The following is a 20,594-nucleotide window of genomic DNA, read 5'->3' on the forward strand; positions in this document are numbered from 1 at the left end:
TCTGACAACTATCAAGTGCAATCGCCCCGACCCGAACCTCAAGTATGGTTCTCGCACACTTCGCTAGCAGCGCGCTTTCCTGCCTTCGCTGCGATTGTGAAAACTGGCGCTAAATGTATTATCTCTAACGGGGCAAAGTGGAATTGGGTTACACTTGTACTAAAGTCAGATTTGAGATTTTTGACCCACTTGAGGATGCCGTTATAGACAATAGACTGCGAACCTTGCGACCGAGCATCAATTCTGGACGACACAGCACAATGCCCCAGTTGCATCGCATACCAGACCCTTCTCAAAAGTATTTTTATTTTTCTGATGACGAGCAAGCACGGAACCTGAGCCTGAGTTGATCTTGCTGAGCGCGTTTTCGAGAAAGTCGACGCGAACACCCGGCGCCCACGCCACGTTGTTGTTGGGAACTGCAGGTTCCGCTGCACATATCGCCAACACTTCGTCTTTTAGACTAATTGGTCTCTGTGACGAAGGTACGTTTCTAGCAGGTGAGAGATTCCATCCGAACATTTGGTGGTAGAAGTTGTCCGGGAATGCGCCGCCGCGAGATAGGTAGTGTTCGTGCGTAAACTGGCGAGCGGGGACAGGATAGTCGTGACGCAAAACTGATATACCGAAGAATGCGCCAAGCGGATCACGTAAGAGGCAGTTCCGGCCAACCCCCGGAACTTCAAAGGGAGGTTTCACTACTGATCCTTCAAGCTTGACGGCGAGTTTGGCGGCCTGATCTACATCTTCGACTTCAACATAAGGAATCCACCCTTCAAAGAGCACCTGATTTTGAGAAACGACCCCGGCCCCTGCCTCTCCATCGAGAGTTGCGAGGACAAAATCTCGATGGCCGCCGCCCCATGCGAAATCTGTGGCGTGTTCGACAATATAGCTCCAACCTGCCACGCTTTCGTAAAATGACCTGGAAGCTTCCACATCAGGCGTGAAAAGATCGTGCCAGACAACTCGGCCAACTTTTTCTTTTGTCACCGCGACTTCATCCAAACTGTTTCCGTTCGCCATAACTCTCGTTTGCGGTCCAAATATTGATGCAGATCAATTTGCGCGGTTCTGGTCCGTGAAGTCACTCAATTCAGTGGCTCCGTTGGCGGTCAGCCATTCTGCAAATTTACCCATAGCATCCGTTGCGGGGCGATCCGAAGGCTAGGCGAATCAGTATTTACCAGCGTTAACGGCTTCACTGAAGGGTTGTATCAGGCGGCCGTGTTCGGTGTAGCGTTCGAACAAGGGCACAGATAACAAGGCCGCCCCAGTATCAAAGGTGGCCAACTCGGCAAGGGTCACTGATCTGTCCAGAATTGGTCGCTTTACACGCGGGCAAATCGTTCCAACTGCTTCGAACCAACCTGGCCATACGGCACCACGAATTACGACGGTACCGCGTCGGCTGCATATTGAGACAGGAATTCCTCTGAGGGTGGGATCTGAGTGATAACATCAATCAGTACCCCGTTTGGATCGCGATATATCGCATGGCGTTGGCCAAACGGCTCGCTCACAAGTGACTTTGCCACCGGAACTCCTTCCGACCGAAGTCGTTCATCCACTTTGTCGACATCCTCGACTTCAAAATTAAGGATCATGCCCGTAGACGCACCGCGGGAAATCTCCGGGATCGTCTCGTGGTCCGACTGGACGATCGCGAGGTTGACCGACGAATCCACTTCACTTTGTAGATGCACATACCAATCCGCCTCGAATGCCGAGCGGAAGCCAAAGTGACGTTTGTAGAACTCTGCCGTCTCAGAAACCGTTTCAGACTGAATGACCGGATAATATTGAGTGACACGCATTTTCGATCTCCCTAACTTACATGCACTTTGTATGTATCATAGATTTGCAAATACATGCAAGATGTATGTAAGGTGCTTGTAGTGATATTCGGAGCCGCTAGATTTGCCCACAGAAAAACCCGCCCGACGCAGCCAGGCAGACCGACGCGCCGAAACGCGTGCCAAACTCGTAGAAGCTGCCCGAGAACTGTTTGTGAATTCGGGATTTGCCGATACTGCAACCCCAGACATCGTGCGTAGGGCCAGCGTAACCCGCGGCGCGCTGTATCATCATTTCAAGGACAAGGCTGACCTTTTCCGCGCCGTCGCAGAAGAGGAGGCCAAAGCAATCTCACACCATATTGACCAGGAAACGCGCAATGTGGCCGATCCCGAACGGGCCATGGTGACAGGATCGAATGCCTTTTTTGATGCGATGTTGGTTCCAGGTCGGGTGCGCCTCCTGATGGAAGAGGCCCCAGCGGTATTAGGGCACAGCACCGCTGTCGCGTTGACCCGGGCCAATGGAACAGAGGAACTTCGTGAAGGGCTTTCGCGGGCTCTTCCTAAGCATTCACCAAAACAGATCGATGCTTTGACTAATTTGTTGTCGGCCGCGTTTGATCGCGCCGCTCTTGAGATCGCCTATGGGGGCGATCCGGAGGTCTACAAGGAGGTTATGAACCATTTGATTGGTGAAGTACTCAAGGGCAACTAGCAGACCTCGGAAGCCCCGCAGTATGGGTCCCTACCCTTTCTTCCGTGAGTTACTCGGCCCAGAGCCGACATCCAACCCGCCATATTGATGCTGCGGTTGCAGCCCGCATTGCAGACTTTCGCGGCGTCTATGCGGCGGTACCGAACGCAATCGATTAAACCGTAAGACATTGGTGCTGGAGTAAGACTAACCATAAACACCCATCTAGGACGCGCAGAATCTCGTGTCGATCTTACCGGAGTTGATCCGTTTGACAGGCCCAACATTCCATTGATTATAAGCGCATGACCAAAGCTCAACGACCACCAAAGCCAAAACCCAATCCTTACACCCCGGAGCCGAACCGCTATGAGCGAATGGTTTATCGGCGATGTGGGCGGTCGGGTGTGAAGCTTCCTGTTGTCAGCTTGGGCCTGTGGCATAATTTCGGTGCGGACTCGACGCACGAAAACAAGCGAGCAATGTGTCGGACCGCATTTGACCATGGGATCACTCATTTTGATCTGGCGAACAACTACGGTCCACCACCCGGATCGGCAGAAGAGGCATTTGGCGAAATCCTAAGAACTGATTTCGCGGGCTACAGGGATGAATTGATCATTTCCTCCAAAGCAGGCTACGACATGTGGCCGGGACCCTACGGAGAATGGGGGTCGCGCAAGTACATGATCGCGTCCTGTGACCAATCACTCGCGCGCATGGGGCTTGATTACGTCGACATCTTTTATTCCCACCGCTTTGACCCCGACACGCCGCTCGAAGAGACGATGGGCGCGTTGGATCATATCGTACGGTCGGGTCGCGCGCTCTACGCAGGTATCTCGAGCTACAACTCCCAACGCACACGCGAGGCGGTGAAGATTCTCAACGACCTTGGCACACCTTGCCTGATTCACCAGCCTTCTTACAATCTGCTCAACCGTTGGGTGGAGCGGGACGGTTTGCTCGATACCCTGAACGATCTTGGGGTAGGATCGATTGCGTTCACGCCGCTGGCACAAGGCATTCTAACGTCAAAGTACCTGCGCGATATTCCGGATGGCAGCCGTGCTACACAAGGGAAGTCGCTACTTGATGGCATGATCAACGAGCGATCTCTGGCAAGTGTGCGTGCTCTGAACGACATGGCTGAGGCACGCGGGCAAACTCTGGCGCAAATGGCCCTGGCCTGGGTGTTAAGAGGCGGACGCGTAACGACCGCGCTTATTGGTGCGTCCCGGCCGGGTCAGATCGTAGATTGCGCAGGCGTAGTCGATAACCTCGCCTTCAGTGATGAAGAGTTGGCAAGGATCGATGCAATCAGTTCGGAAGAAGATATCAATTTGTGGGCTCGGTCGTCAGAAACAGAATGACCAATCTTATAATTGCTAAAACCCGAGAGCATTTGGAACTTGAGGCCATTGGCGGCTGCAGCTTCTGCAGCTCGGATAAATAACTATCAAGACTAACCGGCCCTTTCCGGACCTTAGTCCTGCCTTTAAGATGCTGCGATGCAGCCCGTCGAAGAAGACATTCGCTGCAAACGCAAAATCAGAGTTCATATGCGCCAACACATTGCGATACAAAACCTGCGGGATTTCGAAGGGGGACGGGTTTGAGACGCATCAAGACTTGAACGTTGCCGACGCTCGCGGTGCGAAGAATTTAACGAATGTTCTGACCTCGGGACGACGATAGGCTTCCGGGGACATCAGCAAAGTCACCGTCATCGACAACTCTTCGATCGGATCGAAGCACCTGATTAGGTCAGCTTCGCTATCTGCAAAACGCGTGTGCAACATGGCGAGGCCATGGCCTGCCTTTGTCGCAGCATCGACCATTGACAGTTCGTCGAAAGACAATGCGATCTGGTCCAATGCGACATTGCGCACCAACCAATCGTGCATGTGGGAAGGACCGTCCGGATTTAGGAATGTGATGAACCTGTGCCCGCTCAAATCATGCTTCGAAGAAGGCAGCCCATACCTGTCCGCATAGTCTTGCGAGCCATAAAGGGCGAAGCGGTCTACCCCAAGTTTGCGCTGAATGAGTTCAGGATCGTGGTTGCCGTTCGATACCCGAAACGCGATGTCGGCTTCGCCCGCAAGCAAATCAAGAACCTGCATGCTATGTACGAACTTTATCGCTATGTCAGGATTGGCGATCGCAAATTCACTGAAGATGCCCATCGTCGTATCGCCGAAGTGTTCAGGTGCGGTGATGCGGATGGGCCGGGGCCTGGAAAATTCATGTGCTTTTGCGGCCAGGTGCTCCGCATCCGCTTCCATCCTCTGTGCCAAAGGGAACAGCGCGCGGGCATTTTCGGTCGGCTGGAAGCCTCGTGTGTTCCTGTCGAAGAGAACAAGCCCTGTTACTTGCTCAAGCGCATCTATCCGTCGCGCGACGGTCGGCTGCGCGACACCCAGTTTTCGTGACGCCGCCAAGGTGGATCCTTCCCGGAACACCGCCAAGAATACTCGGATATCAGACCAGTCGCGCAACTCGCTCTTCATTTTTGTAGAACAGCACATCTTCTGCGCGGATACCAGAACGAGTCCCGGCTTCATATACTGGGTGTAAGGCGAAGTATCTGCGGGAAATCTGGCATAACCGACACATTACTAAATCCGGCGGGCTGGCAAGACTGGATTAGCAGGGTTTGGACCAGTTTTACTCCAAAATCGAAACCTCGACCCGCGCCTGAATTGAATGCAGAAATGCGGACTGATCGGGCCTTCATCCTGGAGATGATGAATCGGCACCCGGAGGCGTTTTCCAGCCCTTCAGATCTTCCTTCCATGTATGGACGGTCCTATGGTCGCTACTAGACCGCAGTACTTCGAGAATTGCTCAATGCCGTTTCCAGAACATGTCTTTCGGCATGCACCCGCCTTGCGTGGAAGAATTACGCCACCGGATGCGTCCGAGATGAGGTTCGGGTACGAACGTTTCGCTGAACTTGACGCGCAAGCGCTGGAAGAAGGTTGGCCGCCGGGCTGGCGTATGGACCACGAAGACCGGGAGGCCAATCGGCAAGAGATCCTCGCCGGTCGCTTGAGATCGGACCTTTGGGTGTTTGCCTATGGCTCGCTCATCTGGGACCCAGCCGTGCATGTAACGGAATACCGACGCGGCCTTCTTCAGGGCTGGCACCGCAGCTTCTGTATGCGATTGGAAGGCGGGCGGGGCAGCCACGACCGTCCAGGGTTGATGGCCGCGTTGGATGAAGGCGGGCAATGTGACGGCGTAGTCTTCAGAATAGCGGCGGGCCTGGTAGATCAGGAAACAAAGTTTCTGTGGCATCGAGAAATGTTTGCCGGTGCTTATGAGCCGCGTTTCCTGGAGGTCGAAACGCCACAAGGCAATGTGGAAGCCCTGGTATTCGTTATGGATCGAAGCAACCGTCGCTACGTGCCGCACCTCGACCAAGAAGAGGCGGCGAAGATGATCGCAGTAGCCGAAGGCGGTCTTGGCTCGAACTTCGACTATCTCCATGCATTGGTCAGTCACCTGGACAATCTGGACATAGTAGACTTTGAATTGCGTCGCTTGCTCGAAAGAGTTTGTGCCAATCGATGAGTGTCGATCGTGGCTTTCTGTTGTCTTGAGAATGATCGCGTAATCTGACCGTTCTACGCAGCACTGCAATAACTAGAACGGCCCAAACCCGCGATCATGAGTGCCGTCAGTGCCAGACAAACGAGTGAGTACTTCTTCATGATTTTGCGCGAAATAGTCGGGTTCGACAGTGAGTCTATCGCGCCGCCGACTCGAAGGCCTTGCGTTGAATCAAGCTTGGGCCCGATTACCGTGCTAAAGTGTGCTTGATATTGAGCGCGAAACCCCGTCCCAGCTTTTGGTTCAAACGACGGCAACCTAGACCTCAGCGGGTCTGTTGCGTCCAATATGCACGAGCTTTACCTGGAGTTACCTGCCACCAAGATCCACACTCCTATCTGTTCTTTTTTCCCCCTTATGTCCTTCATTCCAACAAACTTAAGTTTAGAAACACACGCTTGAGCGACCTCGCCAGTTTTCACGATTGATTGGACCAGTTCATCGCTGACCGCCAAAGATGTCTTCAATCTTCTGGTAAGAGTTTCTAGTCTGCTTGCAACATTCACCGTATCCCCAATGACACTGTACTCCAGTCGCCGCTGATTGCCGATGTCACCAGCTATGACGGGGCCGTAGTGAACTCCTATTCCAATGTGGACCGGAGTCTGCCCATTTGCCGCTCTAGCCACGTTCCAATTCTCGAGCGAGGTTAGCATTTCGAAGGCACAGTTAAGAGCATTTTGAGCATCATCCGATCCAGGTTCCGGCGTACCAAATGTCGCCATTAGTCCGTCACCAATGTACTTGTCCAACGTTCCGCCATTTTCAAAGACAGCTCTGCCAAGCCGGTCATGATACTCTCGAAGAAAGGCGATAACTCCCTTCGGTGTCTCGTTTTCACACATCGAAGTGAAGCCAATGACGTCGACAAACATGACGGCTACGTCCTGCTCACGAGCCATTTCTAGCTCCCGGTCTGATGCGCTTAACCGATCCACAACGTTGGGAGAAAAGTAACGCGCGAGGCTTGCACGCGCCCTTTCTGTCGTAATTCGACTTTCTACAAGTCGACGAGATCGGCGCACGACTGCCGCCAAGCCGACGGTCACTAGAAGACAAACGATAATTTCCTGCGCCCAGAAACCCAAGTAGACAAAGTTTGGATCCGCTCGCGCCCGCAAAAAACTCTCAACAGATTGTTCGGCAAGGTCGAGGTTTGTAAATGTATCAGGGAGGTACAAAAACCAAAGGAGCATTCCGGTGCGCGCGACAACAATACAGATACCGCACCATAGGACGAGGCTCGGACGTAAGCTAAACGCGGCTTGCATCAGAAACAGGTAGAAATATGAGAATTGGCTCCCGTTCATGAGAACTGCTGGCGGAATATCAGTCTCAGAGAACGGGCCTTGGCTGCTGGTAACCAGTGCTAGCAGTGCGCAGTCGACGGCCACAAAGAAATATTTTGCGGAACGGCCCAGCAAACCGCTCCTGGCGCAGTGGAACTGGAAAAGGCCAAGAACCGCGAATATCGCGACTTGCGATATGTCATAGAGAAAACTCAGACCGCGACTTTGTGTGTCGAGCGCAACCCAGATCAGGACGACACAAAGAGAAAGTGTTCGAACCTTGGCAGCCAGCATCAAACCTTGCCGTTCAGCCTCGACGAAGGTGGCGAGGTTGCGTTGACTAAGTCTGTGTTGCGCGCCTTCTCCCATTAATTGCCGCCTTGCGGCCGGCTTCGGCGACCTTGTCACTCCAACTCCCTCCAATAGCGAACACCATAAAGGTCTCAGCAAATTCTGGAAGGAGTTGGTCTCCCTATCAGCACTAAACATTTTAGGAATTGTTGCAGTTCAGGCTCTCATTTCTAATTCAACTTTTGGCAGCGAAACGATGCGTGTGCACAAAAAGCCCACATGTTGAGTGCAGAATTCTCTTTACAAACCGACCGCCGGTCTACATATACAGACCAGCAGTCTGTTTTGGTGGAATCGGAAAACCACTAACGCCTGACCGCCCTCTCACCTCGTGAGTACTCAAACCAAAACCACCAGTCGCTCCACGACACCCGTTTCGTGGACGATTTAGCTGTGCCTGAAATCGAAAGCTTGAAACATGCATTATGATACCATCCGTGCTCCACGCAGTATTTTGGAGTTCTTCGGCCGTCAGTTGCGGCGAATTTTGCAACATTCAGGAGATGTTGGAAAAAGAAATCGCTCAGTAGGAAATCCCAACAATACAATGCCATTGTCCGACCACATGCGCCGAGACATTGGATTGGTCGAGCGTGGGCCCGATGATCGTTCGCACTGGTGGTTGCATTGACCTGCTCAGATATGGGATTGTGTATCTTCGAAACCTACAGGTTCAGATTCGCCTTTATCAACTCCGCGCATGCAAGTGGCGAGGCATCTTCTGTATTCACCGATAAGTCATATGCCATCCCTTCATGAACGCGCTCGTATTGCCATCTGGAAAGCCCGAGCGTCCGGTCGCCTCTTTTTCGTTCCCGTCCCTCCAGCACATCCAGCGAGGCAAACACGCCAACCATGTAAAAATCATACGGCTCCAGTAAGCTTTGATATTCAGCTACCGCGCTCGCAGACCCAGCTTCCGTGTTTCCAAACAACACCTCGTCAACAATCAAATTGTTCCCGGCGCTCGCCATCGCAGCAACTGAACGGCGCATTCCGGAGAGTGCACGACTTGCCACCGGTCCGACACGCGCGAAGGTTACTGCATTCCCGTCCACCACACGCTTTTCAAAACTCAATCCATCTGGTTCACCAGCAAGCCGGTCTGGCAACATTGCCAGAAAGGCATCCATTTCGATATGAAGGAACGGTAGCGTGGTAATGTTCTGAAGCGCTTTTGCGATAGAACTTTTACCAACGCTCCCAACTCCGTTTAAGAGAATTACTGTCGCCATTGGTCTCGTGACTGAATGATCGCTGCCAAGGTCCGTTATTTGGCTGCGGAAGGGGTTGCAGGCACAGTCGCCATCGTAACATCCACCGCTTCCGGCCAACCGAAATTTGTTGTTCCATCTGGCAGGCCCAGAATACGGTCGAGCGTGAGATATTGCATATCGATTGCAGCCTGCAATTTGGTTGCGGCCTGATCTGCGATGTCAGTCCCCCGGGCATCGATGGCGCGCAGCAATGCAAAATCGAAGAAGTTCATAAGGAAGAGAATGAGCTCTGCCGCCGTATCGACATCGGCGACGGTGAACGTTCCTTCGTCACAGCCCTTCTGGATGATTTTGGTCAGGACCGGCATGGCGCCGGTTCTGACCCTGCGCTTGAATTGCTCGAGCAGGAACAGGTTTTTGTCCTGGTTCATGATCTTGAACATCTCAACCTGGCCCGGGTAGTCATGCTCACGCAGGTAGTTTGCTCGTAGATGCGTGAAGTTATGCAACAGATCGAGTGCCGAAGATTTTTCGTCGGAGGCGACAACAGACATTTGCGCGAATACGCCTTCTGCCATGCCATCCAATACCCCGAACAAAAGCTCATCCTTGGACTTGAAGTGGTGATAGAAGCCACCTTTCGAAACGCCAGCCAAATCCAGTACATCCTGAATGGTCGTATCTTCGAAACCTTTCGAAAAGAACAACATTTGCGCACAGCCCAATAGCTGAGCACGTCGCGCCTCTGGCTGCATATTATTCCGCTTCGTAGGTTTCATACATTTTCCCCTTGCAAACCGACCGGCGGTCTGCAATTACAGACCCGTGGTCGGTTTATATCCCGACTCATCTGGCAGGACAATGAAATTCACCTGCCGCCCCGAATTAAATGATGCGCTGATGCAGCCCAAGACCGCAAGCTACGACGCTTCGCGCGCACGGTTGAGTTGTGTCTACTACACAGGATCAAATGCCATGAATGCTCTTTTCTGCAGGGATATTTCAATATCCGAGCTACGCCAAACATCTCGGCTAGCTGGTATCCGGGATTTGCTAGAACTTCTGGTCAGGCTCTCCCTGAGCAGGGACGAAGCCCGACAGTCTTTGTCGCAAATCCAGGCCGCAATCAGAACTCTGACGTCCCATCGGGCAAGAGGTCGGATCGTCATCAACTTCGAGGCTGACAAACAACCAAGCCAGGCTGCAATCGGTTTTAGACCTGAAGCACAACTCAATCGGCCATTGTTATGGCAAAACTCACAACCCAATCAAGATACGGTAATACTATGAAAAACCCATGGAAATCAACGGGAAGGGGGAACCCTAATTCTTCGGATTCCCCTCGCAACCAAAGCACTCCAGCTCAATGCACTGCGGACTGTGTTTGGCCCGCGCGGTCAATGTTGGTCGCGCTTACCCTTGGCGTTGCGCTGAGCGGGTGTGCAGCAAACATGGCCGCAAAAGGCAGTGATGGTCCAGACTTGAGCGTCGTCAGCCAGGAGGCTACCCGGATGGATGTCGAACGGCAGTTGGGGTCGCCCAAGCAGCTACAGCAACAAGCCAATGGTGATTGGGTGGCCGTCTATGACGTTGAGCCCCGGACAAAGCCAAATCTGGCGCGGGCGGCAGGCCACGGAACGCTGGATCTCTTTACTTTCGGGCTCTGGGAAGTTGTCGGCGGTCCATTGGAAGTAGCCCATGCGCGGCGGGTTCTTGTCACTGCACGATATGACAATGCGGGGAAACTGCTGCAACTGACCAGCAAGCCCAAACCCATCCTTTGATCTGGGGGTTGGATCACCGCCGACCTGCAACACACTGACACTAAATCCAACACCCCCGGGTGAACAGCAAACTATCACCGCTGGAACCAAAAGCAGGGCCAGCGAGCAGATACCCCTGTCCACGCAAACAAAAAAACGGACTAAAAAATGAAGACTATAGCATTGATCACGCTGGCCGCGATGGCTCCCTCACTGTGTTTGGCAGACGAAAGCTGGACCGGCTTCAACGCAGGCTTACAGCTATCAACGGTTGATGTTTCCCAAGACGAAAACGACAATGGAAACGCAGCGTTGGGCATCCATGCCGGATATCTTCATAGTTTTGACAGCTATGTAATTGGCGGTGAACTGACTTATGATTCGGGCGCTGAGCTTGTGTCCGACAACAAAACCAAAAAGGTCGATACGATACGCCTGAAGTTCAAAGGCGGACACGTATTTGGTCCGACATATCTCTACGGTGTCATTGGCTATGCAAACATAGACGGCGGTTCCATCAGTGAAGATGGCTACTCTGCTGGCATCGGCGTGACGTATCGCGCAACGGACAGCGTTCTGGTCGGCCTTGAATACCTTCGAGACACATATGACACGTCAGGTAACGACATCACGACAGACTCTGTCGCGCTTCGGGTATCTTACAAGTTCTGACAGAAGGCGTTTGAGAAGTTGACGCTTGCGGGGTGCTTTCAATTGCGTGCCCCCTGACTACCACCTTCAATTCCGGGGAGCCACCAGGTGACTGAAATACCAACGCTTGAGACTGAACGACTGCTACTTCGACCACCGAAAACGGCAGACTGGCCCGATTATCTCACGCTTATGACGTCTGAGCGCTCAAAGTTCATGGTAGGCTCGGTCTCAGAGCGCATGACCTGGGGGATATTCTGTCATGACGTAGCTCTGTAGATATGTACGAACCTGCGAGACATCTTCTTTAAGCTCCAATTTGGAGAAGGAGGATGTAATCGATGACAGAGGACAAGCGAGAGATCCGTCGTAAATTGCGAGTTCTTAAGCACGCTGAACAAATCGGATCAGTGAGTAAGACGTGCCGAACTCGTACCCCCTCATTGAAACCATAATCCCCATCAAGGCGCGCCGCTCCGCACAGATATTTGCGGAGAGTGTTCAAATTGCGTCCATGAGATGAAAAGTGCGTTGGCGCTCCGGCACTCGGAAAGTGCAGTTCAATACTCTGGCGGTTCGATTAAGTACTCGTGGGGCGGCGCGCCGAACTCAACAACCCCCTCAAATCCAGATGGAAAAACTGGAACGCTCTAAAATCAACACGCGCCACCCACGGATAGAGGATCGCATTGCGGCAAAATTGTGTCCACATCTCGTTTTGAAACTCACTGTTTGCCCATTGGAAACAAACTTTTTCGGTGAAGTTAGAAATGTTACGGGAATCCCCCAATTTCGGGCATTGCTTGAGTTGGATAGATTGGGATCAGAATAACCACTTGCCCCCTCGTGACGAAGATAGGGGCTGGCCTCGACCCCCTCAGCCAGCCCTTATTCTTGTTTTGGCCAACCCGGCAGATTTTTTGGAGCAGGAACGTCATTCCGAACCAGTCAGTCAGCATCGCTGCCCAGTGGTCCTGCGACCCAGCTGTGTATCGCCGTGAATGTAATTCGGCTATCTGTTGTTCAAGGGAAGGCCACAAGTGCAGCTTGACCCAAGCGGCGATCCGCGCCTAGGCCAAAGCACATGGGTCGGTCGCCATGATGCCGTCAGTTCCGAGAGCGGAGATTGATACATGCTGGAAGGAACGTGCCACTGCGGCGAAGTTGGCTGGACTCTCGATGCTGTGCCAAAGTCGGTCACGGCCTGCAATTGCACAATTTGTCGGCGTTACGGTGTCCTTTGGGCCTACGGGCACATTGGCTATGACATTCAAACAAACGGGAAAACAAGTGCTTATCAGCGTCGTGATGCCGGGGATATCCATTTCCACTTCTGCGCCAATTGCGGGTGTGTGACGCACTATGTTGCGTGTTTCTCGGACGAAAACGGCCGCAAACTGTCTGCGGTTAATGTTCGAATGTCTGATCCGTCACCAATCAGTAAGATTCCAATCCGTCACTTCGAGGGGCAAGACAGCTTTCGAGAACTTCCTCGTGACAGCCGAACTGTAAAGGACATGTGGTTTTGACGTGCTTCCAGGCAGCGGGCTTTGGAGCCACTTCTGCGAAGGCCCTTTTCGTCGTCGTCCCGCAGGGCGGATGATATGCAAATCGTTCGCTGCCGCGAGAGTGAGAAGTCAGTTCCGTTGACCTGAATGCTCCACCCTTTGAGCTTTTCATTCGTCCGCTTTGATGAAGATTTTCCAACGCGGACCAGAGTCGAGCAAGCCGAAACCTCACACCTTGGCCCGCATCAGAAAATCTTCATCCGTGCCGACAGCAGAGGCAACGCTGTATTAGCTGTCGCACGGCGAGATGATACATCGCGACCGGCCCATATCGGACCTGAACGCCACATGCCGTTGCTGCGGTGCGGCCAGTCGAAGCAGCTATTGGTGCTCAGTGTCAACTTAAGGGTCTGTGCTTTGACTTGGATGTTCATCATCGAGTGGCTGCTCGACACCGACATGCCGCGTCGCGTTCAAACAAGCTTCAATAAAGATAAGGCCCAAAAATACTCTGAAGAAAGCTCTGCGGATCTGCCGTCAGGGGGAAGTCCGCGACAGTACAAGCGTTGTTGTACAGGTGTTTGGTCCTTAGAACCGTGCTAAGTTGTTTGGAGGAAATCGACCGTCTCGAGCATGGCCTCTAGGAAGCCGAACAGATCGAATACAACTTTCCAATCTGTTTTGCGAAGTTTGCCCTGGAGCTCTATTTCACCGGTCATTGACCAAACACCCTCATCTCTAGGCCGAGATCCATTGTCATAGACAGGTCGGAAATCTTCGGTGTGAATGATCTTGTTGCAGCATTCTCGTAATGTTTCGGGGGTACCCTCTCCTTCGTAGATGGTGAGAAACCCGTTATGTAAAGTTTGCTGTTTGGCTGTGAACGACCGAAACTCTTTGTCGTCTCGCAACTGGTCGTCGAGCGCACGGTAAGAAGCAGCCATGGACAATAGTATGCTCGACAATCGTTCTTCAGCCGCATTCTGATGCCGATTGACCAGCAATGGGTAAGACCAAGCCGGAGTTTCGCCGAAGTCCTTCAGTTCCTCGTTCCAAAAGTCTTCAATACTTCGAGTTGCGAGTGCGATCTCGAATGCTTCGCGGCACATGGCTTCAATCGCCGTACAATCGAACGCGAGGGGCTTTTTGTACTCGTGCCAATAGGGATTTTCGTCCGGATTTTGCACCACTACTTCACCATGTCATTGGCGCGGTTTTGCAGATCGGCCAACTTCTCCATGAGGCCATCAAAACCGATTGCATCGGACCGCAGGAGACCGGCGTCAATCATCTTTTGATAGTCCTGCCGAAGAGCGTCTAAAGGCTCGCCAACTGGCACCAGGCAAAGTGTGCCGGCAACAGCTGTCGCGTAATCGATCACCTCTCCTTCAGTGTCAGTCTCACGAAAGAAATGCTGTTTGTGTTCCGCCACGGCGTTGGCGAGCCCTCGATCATCAAAGGCCTTTTGGGCAATCCCGATCTGATCCAGGCAGTCAAGGTCATACCAATGTCGCGCATAACGATCACCGCCGCGAAATGCACCTCGCAGGCAATAGGCGTGAACCGCAGTGGCCTTTTCCCAGAATGTGCGCTCCGCCGCCATGACCCGTGGATGAGCGGTGGGCAGTATAAGCCCTTCAACGCCCTCAACAAGATCGCACGTCACCTTGTGACATCCGGCCGGCTCACCTGTCGAGCGTGCACCGAATTCCAGGAGTACCGCAGGCCGAACGTATCCATTTCCGCCACGTACGGCCTTGTAGTCGAGGTAGAGAACGTCGTTCTCCTGTCGCAATGATGCGGGGAGGTTTTCGTTATCAATGCACGTTTTTAGTAAAGGAACCACATTGGTTTCGATCCATGCAGACAAGCGTTCTCGCACCGCCTCTGTCCACTTCTTTGCCTGGGATCGATTTGGTGGATAGGGGCTCTCGGGGTCAGAAATGAGATCAGGAATAATCTGTCGAATGTCATAGGTTACATCAACGTCTTCCGAAAACCGGTCAATCGCCTTGTAAACCTTTGACAGGGATGTTCCGCCCTTGAATACGAGATGATCGCTCCATTCGCTTTCAAAAAGCGCATGGAGCACCCAAACGACCCAAATATCCTTTTCAAAAAGATCAGCGGGCCGCCCCAATTTTGAGGCGGCCGCTTCCAGTGCATCGATTTTGTCTTTTTCGGTAAGATCGAAATAGCTGGTGGTTCGTGTCATTGCGCCGCGGCTAAGGTGCTTAGTTCTTTCGCCATCCAAGTCGGCGCGCTGGCGCGTAAGGCGAGTAGTTCACGCTGCTCGTCTTCATTCAGTTGGGACTTGATTCGGCCCAAAGCTTCGCCTGCTTCTGATTTGCCAAAGTAAGCCAATGCTCTGAAGGCGTGCCCGGCCCGACTGTTTGGCGCCCGCAGTTGCCAGCTTGGAACATGCTTCATTTCCACGTTTTGGGCTCCAAGCTTTAGATAGCGACTGGGACCGGACGTCCAGTAGATCTGACGGGAGGGGTTTTGCGTCGACAAACCAAGCATATTGGCTGCAGAGGCTCCGCTTAGGGACACACGTTCTCCTGTGGTTTTGGCGATATTTTCAACAACAGCTTCGACAGAAGGCGCACGTGCTCCGAAGCGGGTCTTTACAGGCAGGGCAAACAGTCCACGCTTTACGCGCATGAGCTCACCACGCTTCACCAATCGAGACAAAGCCTGGTCGATTGCTGCGCGCTCACCAAGGTGGAGCAGCTCTTTTGCAGAAATGGTCGCGCCTTCCGGCAACGTTTCCGCATAAGCTTTGATCGCTTCAGATGTGGTTCTCATGTCAGGCTCCTTTGTGTCAGATATATAGCTTGTTTTCTGACAGTTTGCAAGGTAAAAGTAGCTAAAGCAATAAACGGAACGTGTTGGAGCAACTAACTTAACAATTTGATTTAAGGCAATTTAATACTTGATATGTGCATTGAACCACTCAGAAAACGAACCATAGGTGGAGTTCTCTATACGCGACGAGATGAGATCGTAGCGTTTATCCGCTTGAGCCTTGAATGGCCTTTTAATGAGCTGATGGACAAGGCTGCTCTACGGGATCGGCGGCACGCCGACTACGTGCCCTCCGAAGTGCTGCTCTATCACCTAAGACAAACCAAGTCCGACAATGCGGATGGCCGGTTTGTGGCGTTATACAACATTTTGCTAGATCGGATTGAAGCCGCTTGCCCTCGACCCAACAGCAGACGCGGTGACAAGGACGTTGAGGATTTTCGCATCGCCGAGATCCGTGACAAAACAGTAGAACGTGTCACCGAGCTAATGTTTGAGGACCGGCAGGGCTACGTAGAACAGCTTGACGCATATGAGGTTTTTTTTGACCGGGCCGTTCGCTCCGTTCGCATAGACAAATTCCGGCAGGTAAGTGGTCGGGAAAATGCCACCGAATCCGTTGTGCACCACGATGGCAGCGAGGATATCCGCGAGGAGGTCGAAGAGGCTCTTGAGCGATACAAAAAGTCAGGCCTGACAAAAGAAGAAGATTTTGATTACCGGTTTCGCATACTTCGCGCGATTGACGCCTTACCTGAGGAAGAACGAAAGGTGATCGATTTGATGCTCGCAGAGATTCCCATTGAGACAAACAAAGACGGTGAGCCTTCAATGACCCAGCTGCTCGGCTGCGTTGAAAAGACCGTACGAAACAGGCGTGATCGTGCGTTTGAAAAGATCAGACGCGCACTCAAACTGGAGGACAATGATGACCAATAGAGAAGATGTCCTCAGCGACTTCACGATTGAGCGTGAAATGTCGCATGCCGTGCTGAAAACCTATTTGAGCAAATACCCAGAATATGCAGACGATCTCCTGGATCTGTTCCACGAACTGACGATGAGCGACATGGAAGCGGTCGAGGCAAGTCTCCCACTTGAGACCAAAGCGATGAAGTCCAGCGTCTTGCGGGTTCAAAAGGTCGAGCAAGCACTGTACGGCGCCGACGTTCGTGAACTCTCAAAAACGTTGGGTTTGCCGCGGAGTTTCCTCATGGGACTGCAAGCAAGTGTTGTCCATGTTGGCTCGATGCCGATTTCGCTCCTCAGTAAGGTCGCAAAACTGCTGGATGTGAGACTGCAGGATGTCATCAGCGGCATGCAAATTGGCGATCAACAGGCCGTTGCAATGAAATCTGATGTGAAACCCGAAGCGCAACCGGCCATCGAATTCGAAGATTACGTAGACCAAGCTGGGTTGACCGAGGAGGAGCAACACGCATTGCAAGAGTTGCTTGCAGATGATGGATCGGATTGAAGCCGTTCGACGATGCGCCGCGCGTCTTCATACTGAGCGTAGGAGCAAGGGAGGCGATCCAACCCAACCCTATTCGTTTGCTCTCCAAGAGGCAGAAGCTCGGGATTACGAAGTCCGCAAGCTCGCTCCTGACCATCCCCAGCTCAAAGGGGGACGAGCGCTCTTGCAGCCGAGAGCCAAAGTCATCCTGCATGAGGATACGGGCAATGAGTTCTTAAATGCGTTTCTTGTGGCCCATGAGATAGGTCACGATGAATTTGGCGGAGGTATTGATGTCCCGCCAACGATGAACATCGACCCGTCGCGATCATCTGACCCAGCGTCAGTTGGTGCGGATCGTGTTGTCGACTACAGCAACCGGGCGCGCCAGGAAGTCCAGATGGATATGTTTGCGCGGGAATTCCTCTTTCCGCGCAGTTTGGCCTGGTCCTGGCATATCGAAGACAACCTCGGCGCACAGCAGATTTCGGATCGGCTTGGCGCCCCCTATGACATGGTTGCGGTCCAGTTGTTTGATGCGCTCTTGTTGCCGGTGCTTGAGGAAGTGCCGGATGTTGCAAGCGCACCCAAACCTTTGAACCGGGAACAACAGATTGCTGCGGATCATGACGGAAATGCGCTTCTGCTAAAGGCGGGACCCGGAACAGGAAAAACCCAGACGCTCGTTGGTCGTCTCTCTGTGCTGCGTGACCGTGATGTGAAGCCCGAATCTATTCTGCTTCTGACATTCTCGAACAAGGCAGCAGGAGAGATGACGGATCGGGCGTTGCGGGTTTGGCCGGAAGCGGCAGGTGCCGCCTGGATTGGAACGTTTCACTCATTTGGGCTTGATATCCTGCGCAGATTTCATGACCGCGTGGGTCTTCCCGCGGATCCACGTATGATTGATACGACCGAAGCCATTGCCCTACTGGAGGATGAATTCCCACGGCTGCGTTTGAAGCATTTCAACGAACTTTGGGATCCGACAGATACCCTGCGCAATATTCTCTCAGCCATTTCGCGCGCCAAGGATGAGGTCGTCGACAACATCCGCTATCGCGAACTTGCAGAGCAAATGATGGAGGCCGCAGTCACAGAGGAGGATATAGAGGCAGCAGAAAAGTGTCTGGAGATCTCAGCCGTCTATGATCTTTACGAAGAACTCAAGGCGGCACGCGGCGTAGTCGATTTTGGTGATCTAGTCGCTCGGCCGACAATGCTCGTCGAAAGTGACGCGGATGTTCGCGAGAAACTTCAACGACTCTATGATCATGTTCTGGTGGACGAGTATCAGGACGTTAACCGGGCTAGTGTGCGATTGTTGAAAGCGCTGAAGCCTGGCGGCACCAACCTCTGGGTGGTGGGAGATGCCAAACAATCAATTTACCGGTTTCGAGGTGCATCTTCGTACAACATTGATCGATTTGAGACCGAGGATTTCTCCGGAGGGAAAAGCCTCCCACTCAACGTCAATTACAGGTCATCACAAGAAATTTGTGACACATTCAAGGCCTTCGCTCAAACGCGCATGGCAGCTGCAGGGGTGGGCTTTGAGGCCACCGCGTTTAAAGGTGCCAATGGGGTTAGCCCCGTGTTTGTGGGTGTTGATGCCAAGGATCGCGAAATCGACGAAATCGCCTTCCGAATTAAAGAGGCTTGCAACGAGGCCGCGACTTTCCGTGACCAGGCCGTTATATGTAAGGGCAATGCGAGATTGGCAGAAATTGCCGCTGGTTTAGAGGCGCGGGGTATTCCGGTCTTGTTTCTTGGGCCCCTCTTCGACCGACCAGAAATCAAGCAAGCGCTTTCCGTCCTTTCCCTTGTGGTTGATCCACGCGCCATGGGACTTGCCTGCGTCGCGTCTCTCCGCCCGTTTCAAATGGCGATTGAGGATGTTTCAATCTGTGTTGACGCGGTTCGCGCCGCAAAGAACACGCTGCCCTTGGACTGGAGGCAAACGCTATCGGGCCTAGACGGCATTAGCGAGGAGGGTGAGAAGTCCCTCTCAAGGTTGATTGAGGTATTTGGGGAGTTTGAACCAACTTCATCGGCCTGGCGCGTGATTACAACCCTCTACCTCGACAATACGCGCTTGGCGGCTGAATTTGCCAAGGCAGCAAGATCAGGCAACGCAAATCCTGCGATTGCGCTGTGGCAGTTTCAGAACTTTCTGAGATCAACATTGCCAAAAAAAACCGGATACCCCATTCGCGATCTTCTCGATCACATCCGGCGCCTTGTCATAGTGTCGGATGAACGTGACTTACGTGACCTGCCTGAAGCTGCGCAAAGCCTCGACGCTGTCCGGATCATGACCATTCACGGCAGCAAGGGACTTGAGTTCAAAGTCCTGCATTTGCCGGCATTAACCAGCCGATCCATTCCGCTGTCATCTAAGCAAAACCGCGGACTTGCGCCTCCTGACGGCATGATCGAGGGTGCGCCCTTTAAGGGCTGTGACGCGCTCACGTCTGGGCATGACGAGGAGCAGCAATGTTTGTTTTTTGTCGCTTTATCCAGAGCGGAGGAGCAACTGATACTTTATGCCTACAGCAAAAGATCGAAGTTCGTGGATGACATATCTGGTCATGTTCTGAGCGAAGCTCCACTATCGGCATCGACTGAAGGCGCGGTATCAGCGAACGGCATAAAGTTGGAAGTTGATGGCATCGCTCGAATATCGCCTTCCCAGCTTGCGGCCTATGAAAAGTGCCCACGGCGGTTTTTCTTTGCTCATGTGTTGCAAGTCGGCGGTCGTCGCGCCGAGTCGCCCCTTATGCGTATGCACAACGCAGTCCAGGGCGTTGTCGATGAGCTGACGTCTCGTTTGAACGATGAACCAAGCGATGCAGAACTCGCAGCCATTATGGATAAGGCATGGATGGAAAATGGCCCGGTGGATCATGGCTATGCTGCCGAGTACCGCCAAATCTCAGACGAGCTGCTGAGTTTTTTCCGATTGGTCCGAACAGGTGAAAAACGGCGCGCGCCAACCCCTATTTCATTGAAATTCGGCGAGGCGGAGATTGTCGTATCTGCACATGAGGAAGTCGATGTTGGGTCAGGCAGGGTACTGCGGCGCATCAAAACAGGACGCAAAACTACAAACGCTGTCGAGTCCTTAGATGCGGCTGCCTTTCAGCTCGCTGCTGAAGGCCATGGCGAGGCAGAGTTCGTGTTCCTGACCGGCGCGACGCAGGACCGATTATCCATGAGCAGCACGAAGCTGGGGAATCGGAAAACGAAGATCGCAGAAGCCGCAATTGCGATCCTGGAAGGGCGGTTTCCAGCAAAACGCAGTGACCGCTGCGCCCGGTGCGCGTATTTCTTCATCTGCAACGAACCGCCCTCAGGCACGCTCAGAAAAAAAATCGGATCAGGCTTACCGGATTCCTCCTGACGCCGCGATTGTCCTTGTGAAGGCGCAGACATGGGGT

General features: G+C 52.9%; 18 protein-coding genes. 9 read left to right on the forward strand and 9 right to left on the reverse strand.

The window, feature by feature from the left end:
* Window positions 1-237: 237 nt before the first annotated feature.
* Complete coding sequence (locus ACR0MJ_RS20110; protein WP_170683951.1) at window positions 238-1,008, reverse strand: VOC family protein; 771 nt, start codon at window positions 1,006-1,008, stop codon at window positions 238-240.
* Window positions 1,009-1,391: 383 nt separating this feature from the next.
* Window positions 1,392-1,817, reverse strand: coding sequence for a VOC family protein (locus ACR0MJ_RS20115; protein WP_170565567.1), 426 nt, complete (start codon window positions 1,815-1,817; stop codon window positions 1,392-1,394).
* Window positions 1,818-1,920: 103 nt separating this feature from the next.
* On the opposite strand from ACR0MJ_RS20115, the gene ACR0MJ_RS20120 reads away from it, so the two are divergent.
* Window positions 1,921-2,514 carry a TetR/AcrR family transcriptional regulator gene (locus ACR0MJ_RS20120; RefSeq protein WP_170683949.1) on the forward strand — a complete coding sequence of 198 codons (594 nt, stop codon included), beginning with the start codon at window positions 1,921-1,923 and terminating at the stop codon, window positions 2,512-2,514.
* 284 nt (window positions 2,515-2,798) lie between these two features.
* Complete coding sequence (gene mgrA, locus ACR0MJ_RS20125) at window positions 2,799-3,866, forward strand: L-glyceraldehyde 3-phosphate reductase (RefSeq protein WP_170683947.1); 1,068 nt, start codon at window positions 2,799-2,801, stop codon at window positions 3,864-3,866.
* Window positions 3,867-4,118: 252 nt separating this feature from the next.
* On the opposite strand, the gene ACR0MJ_RS20130 is transcribed toward mgrA, so the two are convergent.
* A complete protein-coding gene (locus tag ACR0MJ_RS20130) occupies window positions 4,119-5,060 on the reverse strand; it encodes a LysR family transcriptional regulator (RefSeq protein WP_170683945.1) in 942 nt (313 codons plus the stop codon).
* A gap of 361 nt (window positions 5,061-5,421) precedes the next feature.
* Here ACR0MJ_RS20130 and ACR0MJ_RS20135 point away from each other — a divergent pair, with 361 nt between their 5' ends.
* Window positions 5,422-6,072, forward strand: coding sequence for a gamma-glutamylcyclotransferase (locus tag ACR0MJ_RS20135; protein WP_480762353.1), 651 nt, complete (start codon window positions 5,422-5,424; stop codon window positions 6,070-6,072).
* A gap of 338 nt (window positions 6,073-6,410) precedes the next feature.
* Here the strand turns inward: ACR0MJ_RS20135 and ACR0MJ_RS20140 are convergent, their stop codons facing one another.
* From ACR0MJ_RS20140 to ACR0MJ_RS20150, 3 genes are all read right to left on the reverse strand, one after another.
* Entirely contained in the window at window positions 6,411-7,769 is a 1,359-nt protein-coding gene (locus ACR0MJ_RS20140) for an adenylate/guanylate cyclase domain-containing protein (protein WP_170683941.1), read from the reverse strand.
* 647 nt (window positions 7,770-8,416) lie between these two features.
* Window positions 8,417-8,986 (reverse strand): phosphotransferase-like protein, encoded by a 570-nt coding sequence (locus tag ACR0MJ_RS20145; RefSeq protein WP_170683939.1) that lies wholly within the window; start codon window positions 8,984-8,986, stop codon window positions 8,417-8,419.
* A gap of 35 nt (window positions 8,987-9,021) precedes the next feature.
* The gene (locus ACR0MJ_RS20150; protein ID WP_170683937.1) at window positions 9,022-9,747 is read right to left on the reverse strand and encodes a TetR/AcrR family transcriptional regulator; all 726 of its coding nucleotides are present in this window, start codon (window positions 9,745-9,747) and stop codon (window positions 9,022-9,024) included.
* 621 nt (window positions 9,748-10,368) lie between these two features.
* Between ACR0MJ_RS20150 and ACR0MJ_RS20155 the strand changes: the two genes are divergently transcribed.
* From ACR0MJ_RS20155 to ACR0MJ_RS20165, 3 genes are all read left to right on the forward strand, one after another.
* On the forward strand, window positions 10,369-10,752 hold the full coding sequence (locus ACR0MJ_RS20155) for a hypothetical protein (protein WP_170683935.1): 384 nt from the start codon (window positions 10,369-10,371) through the stop codon (window positions 10,750-10,752).
* 147 nt (window positions 10,753-10,899) lie between these two features.
* Window positions 10,900-11,403 (forward strand): porin family protein, encoded by a 504-nt coding sequence (locus ACR0MJ_RS20160; RefSeq protein ID WP_170683933.1) that lies wholly within the window; start codon window positions 10,900-10,902, stop codon window positions 11,401-11,403.
* A 1,112-nt stretch (window positions 11,404-12,515) separates the two neighbouring features.
* On the forward strand, window positions 12,516-12,911 hold the full coding sequence (locus ACR0MJ_RS20165; RefSeq protein ID WP_480762359.1) for a GFA family protein: 396 nt from the start codon (window positions 12,516-12,518) through the stop codon (window positions 12,909-12,911).
* Window positions 12,912-13,489: 578 nt separating this feature from the next.
* Here ACR0MJ_RS20165 and ACR0MJ_RS20170 read toward each other — a convergent pair.
* From ACR0MJ_RS20170 to ACR0MJ_RS20180, 3 genes are read right to left on the reverse strand one after another with little or no spacing between them, the layout of a single operon-like run.
* Complete coding sequence (locus ACR0MJ_RS20170; RefSeq protein ID WP_170683931.1) at window positions 13,490-14,077, reverse strand: hypothetical protein; 588 nt, start codon at window positions 14,075-14,077, stop codon at window positions 13,490-13,492.
* 2 nt (window positions 14,078-14,079) lie between these two features.
* Entirely contained in the window at window positions 14,080-15,105 is a 1,026-nt protein-coding gene (locus ACR0MJ_RS20175) for a nucleotidyl transferase AbiEii/AbiGii toxin family protein (RefSeq protein WP_170683929.1), read from the reverse strand.
* On the reverse strand, window positions 15,102-15,698 hold the full coding sequence (locus tag ACR0MJ_RS20180) for a DUF6088 family protein (protein WP_170683927.1): 597 nt from the start codon (window positions 15,696-15,698) through the stop codon (window positions 15,102-15,104). Before ACR0MJ_RS20180 ends, ACR0MJ_RS20175 begins: the two co-directional genes overlap by 4 nt.
* Before the next feature lie 213 nt (window positions 15,699-15,911).
* Between ACR0MJ_RS20180 and ACR0MJ_RS20185 the strand changes: the two genes are divergently transcribed.
* The 3 genes from ACR0MJ_RS20185 to ACR0MJ_RS20195 are packed head-to-tail and all read left to right on the forward strand — an operon-like array spanning window position 15,912 to window position 20,557.
* The gene (locus ACR0MJ_RS20185) at window positions 15,912-16,637 is read left to right on the forward strand and encodes an RNA polymerase sigma factor (RefSeq protein ID WP_480762362.1); all 726 of its coding nucleotides are present in this window, start codon (window positions 15,912-15,914) and stop codon (window positions 16,635-16,637) included.
* Window positions 16,627-17,175 carry a hypothetical protein gene (locus tag ACR0MJ_RS20190; RefSeq protein ID WP_170683924.1) on the forward strand — a complete coding sequence of 183 codons (549 nt, stop codon included), beginning with the start codon at window positions 16,627-16,629 and terminating at the stop codon, window positions 17,173-17,175. The genes ACR0MJ_RS20185 and ACR0MJ_RS20190 overlap by 11 nt, the downstream gene beginning before the upstream one ends.
* Window positions 17,159-20,557, forward strand: coding sequence for a UvrD-helicase domain-containing protein (locus tag ACR0MJ_RS20195; RefSeq protein WP_480762366.1), 3,399 nt, complete (start codon window positions 17,159-17,161; stop codon window positions 20,555-20,557). The genes ACR0MJ_RS20190 and ACR0MJ_RS20195 overlap by 17 nt, the downstream gene beginning before the upstream one ends.
* Window positions 20,558-20,594: the final 37 nt, after the last annotated feature.

The organism is Ruegeria sp. C6, assembly GCF_056537625.1.

Coding starts and splice junctions, on each gene's coding strand:
- ACR0MJ_RS20115 (WP_170565567.1), bottom strand. CDS start 1,817: ATGCGTGTCACTCAATATTATCCGGTCATTCAGTCTGAAACGGTTTCT.
- mgrA (WP_170683947.1), top strand. CDS start 2,799: ATGACCAAAGCTCAACGACCACCAAAGCCAAAACCCAATCCTTACACC.
- ACR0MJ_RS20130 (WP_170683945.1), bottom strand. CDS start 5,060: ATGAAGCCGGGACTCGTTCTGGTATCCGCGCAGAAGATGTGCTGTTCT.
- ACR0MJ_RS20135 (WP_480762353.1), top strand. CDS start 5,422: ATGAGGTTCGGGTACGAACGTTTCGCTGAACTTGACGCGCAAGCGCTG.
- ACR0MJ_RS20140 (WP_170683941.1), bottom strand. CDS start 7,769: ATGGGAGAAGGCGCGCAACACAGACTTAGTCAACGCAACCTCGCCACC.
- ACR0MJ_RS20145 (WP_170683939.1), bottom strand. CDS start 8,986: ATGGCGACAGTAATTCTCTTAAACGGAGTTGGGAGCGTTGGTAAAAGT.
- ACR0MJ_RS20150 (WP_170683937.1), bottom strand. CDS start 9,747: ATGAAACCTACGAAGCGGAATAATATGCAGCCAGAGGCGCGACGTGCT.
- ACR0MJ_RS20155 (WP_170683935.1), top strand. CDS start 10,369: ATGTTGGTCGCGCTTACCCTTGGCGTTGCGCTGAGCGGGTGTGCAGCA.
- ACR0MJ_RS20160 (WP_170683933.1), top strand. CDS start 10,900: ATGAAGACTATAGCATTGATCACGCTGGCCGCGATGGCTCCCTCACTG.
- ACR0MJ_RS20165 (WP_480762359.1), top strand. CDS start 12,516: ATGCTGGAAGGAACGTGCCACTGCGGCGAAGTTGGCTGGACTCTCGAT.
- ACR0MJ_RS20175 (WP_170683929.1), bottom strand. CDS start 15,105: ATGACACGAACCACCAGCTATTTCGATCTTACCGAAAAAGACAAAATC.
- ACR0MJ_RS20180 (WP_170683927.1), bottom strand. CDS start 15,698: ATGAGAACCACATCTGAAGCGATCAAAGCTTATGCGGAAACGTTGCCG.
- ACR0MJ_RS20190 (WP_170683924.1), top strand. CDS start 16,627: ATGACCAATAGAGAAGATGTCCTCAGCGACTTCACGATTGAGCGTGAA.
- ACR0MJ_RS20195 (WP_480762366.1), top strand. CDS start 17,159: ATGATGGATCGGATTGAAGCCGTTCGACGATGCGCCGCGCGTCTTCAT.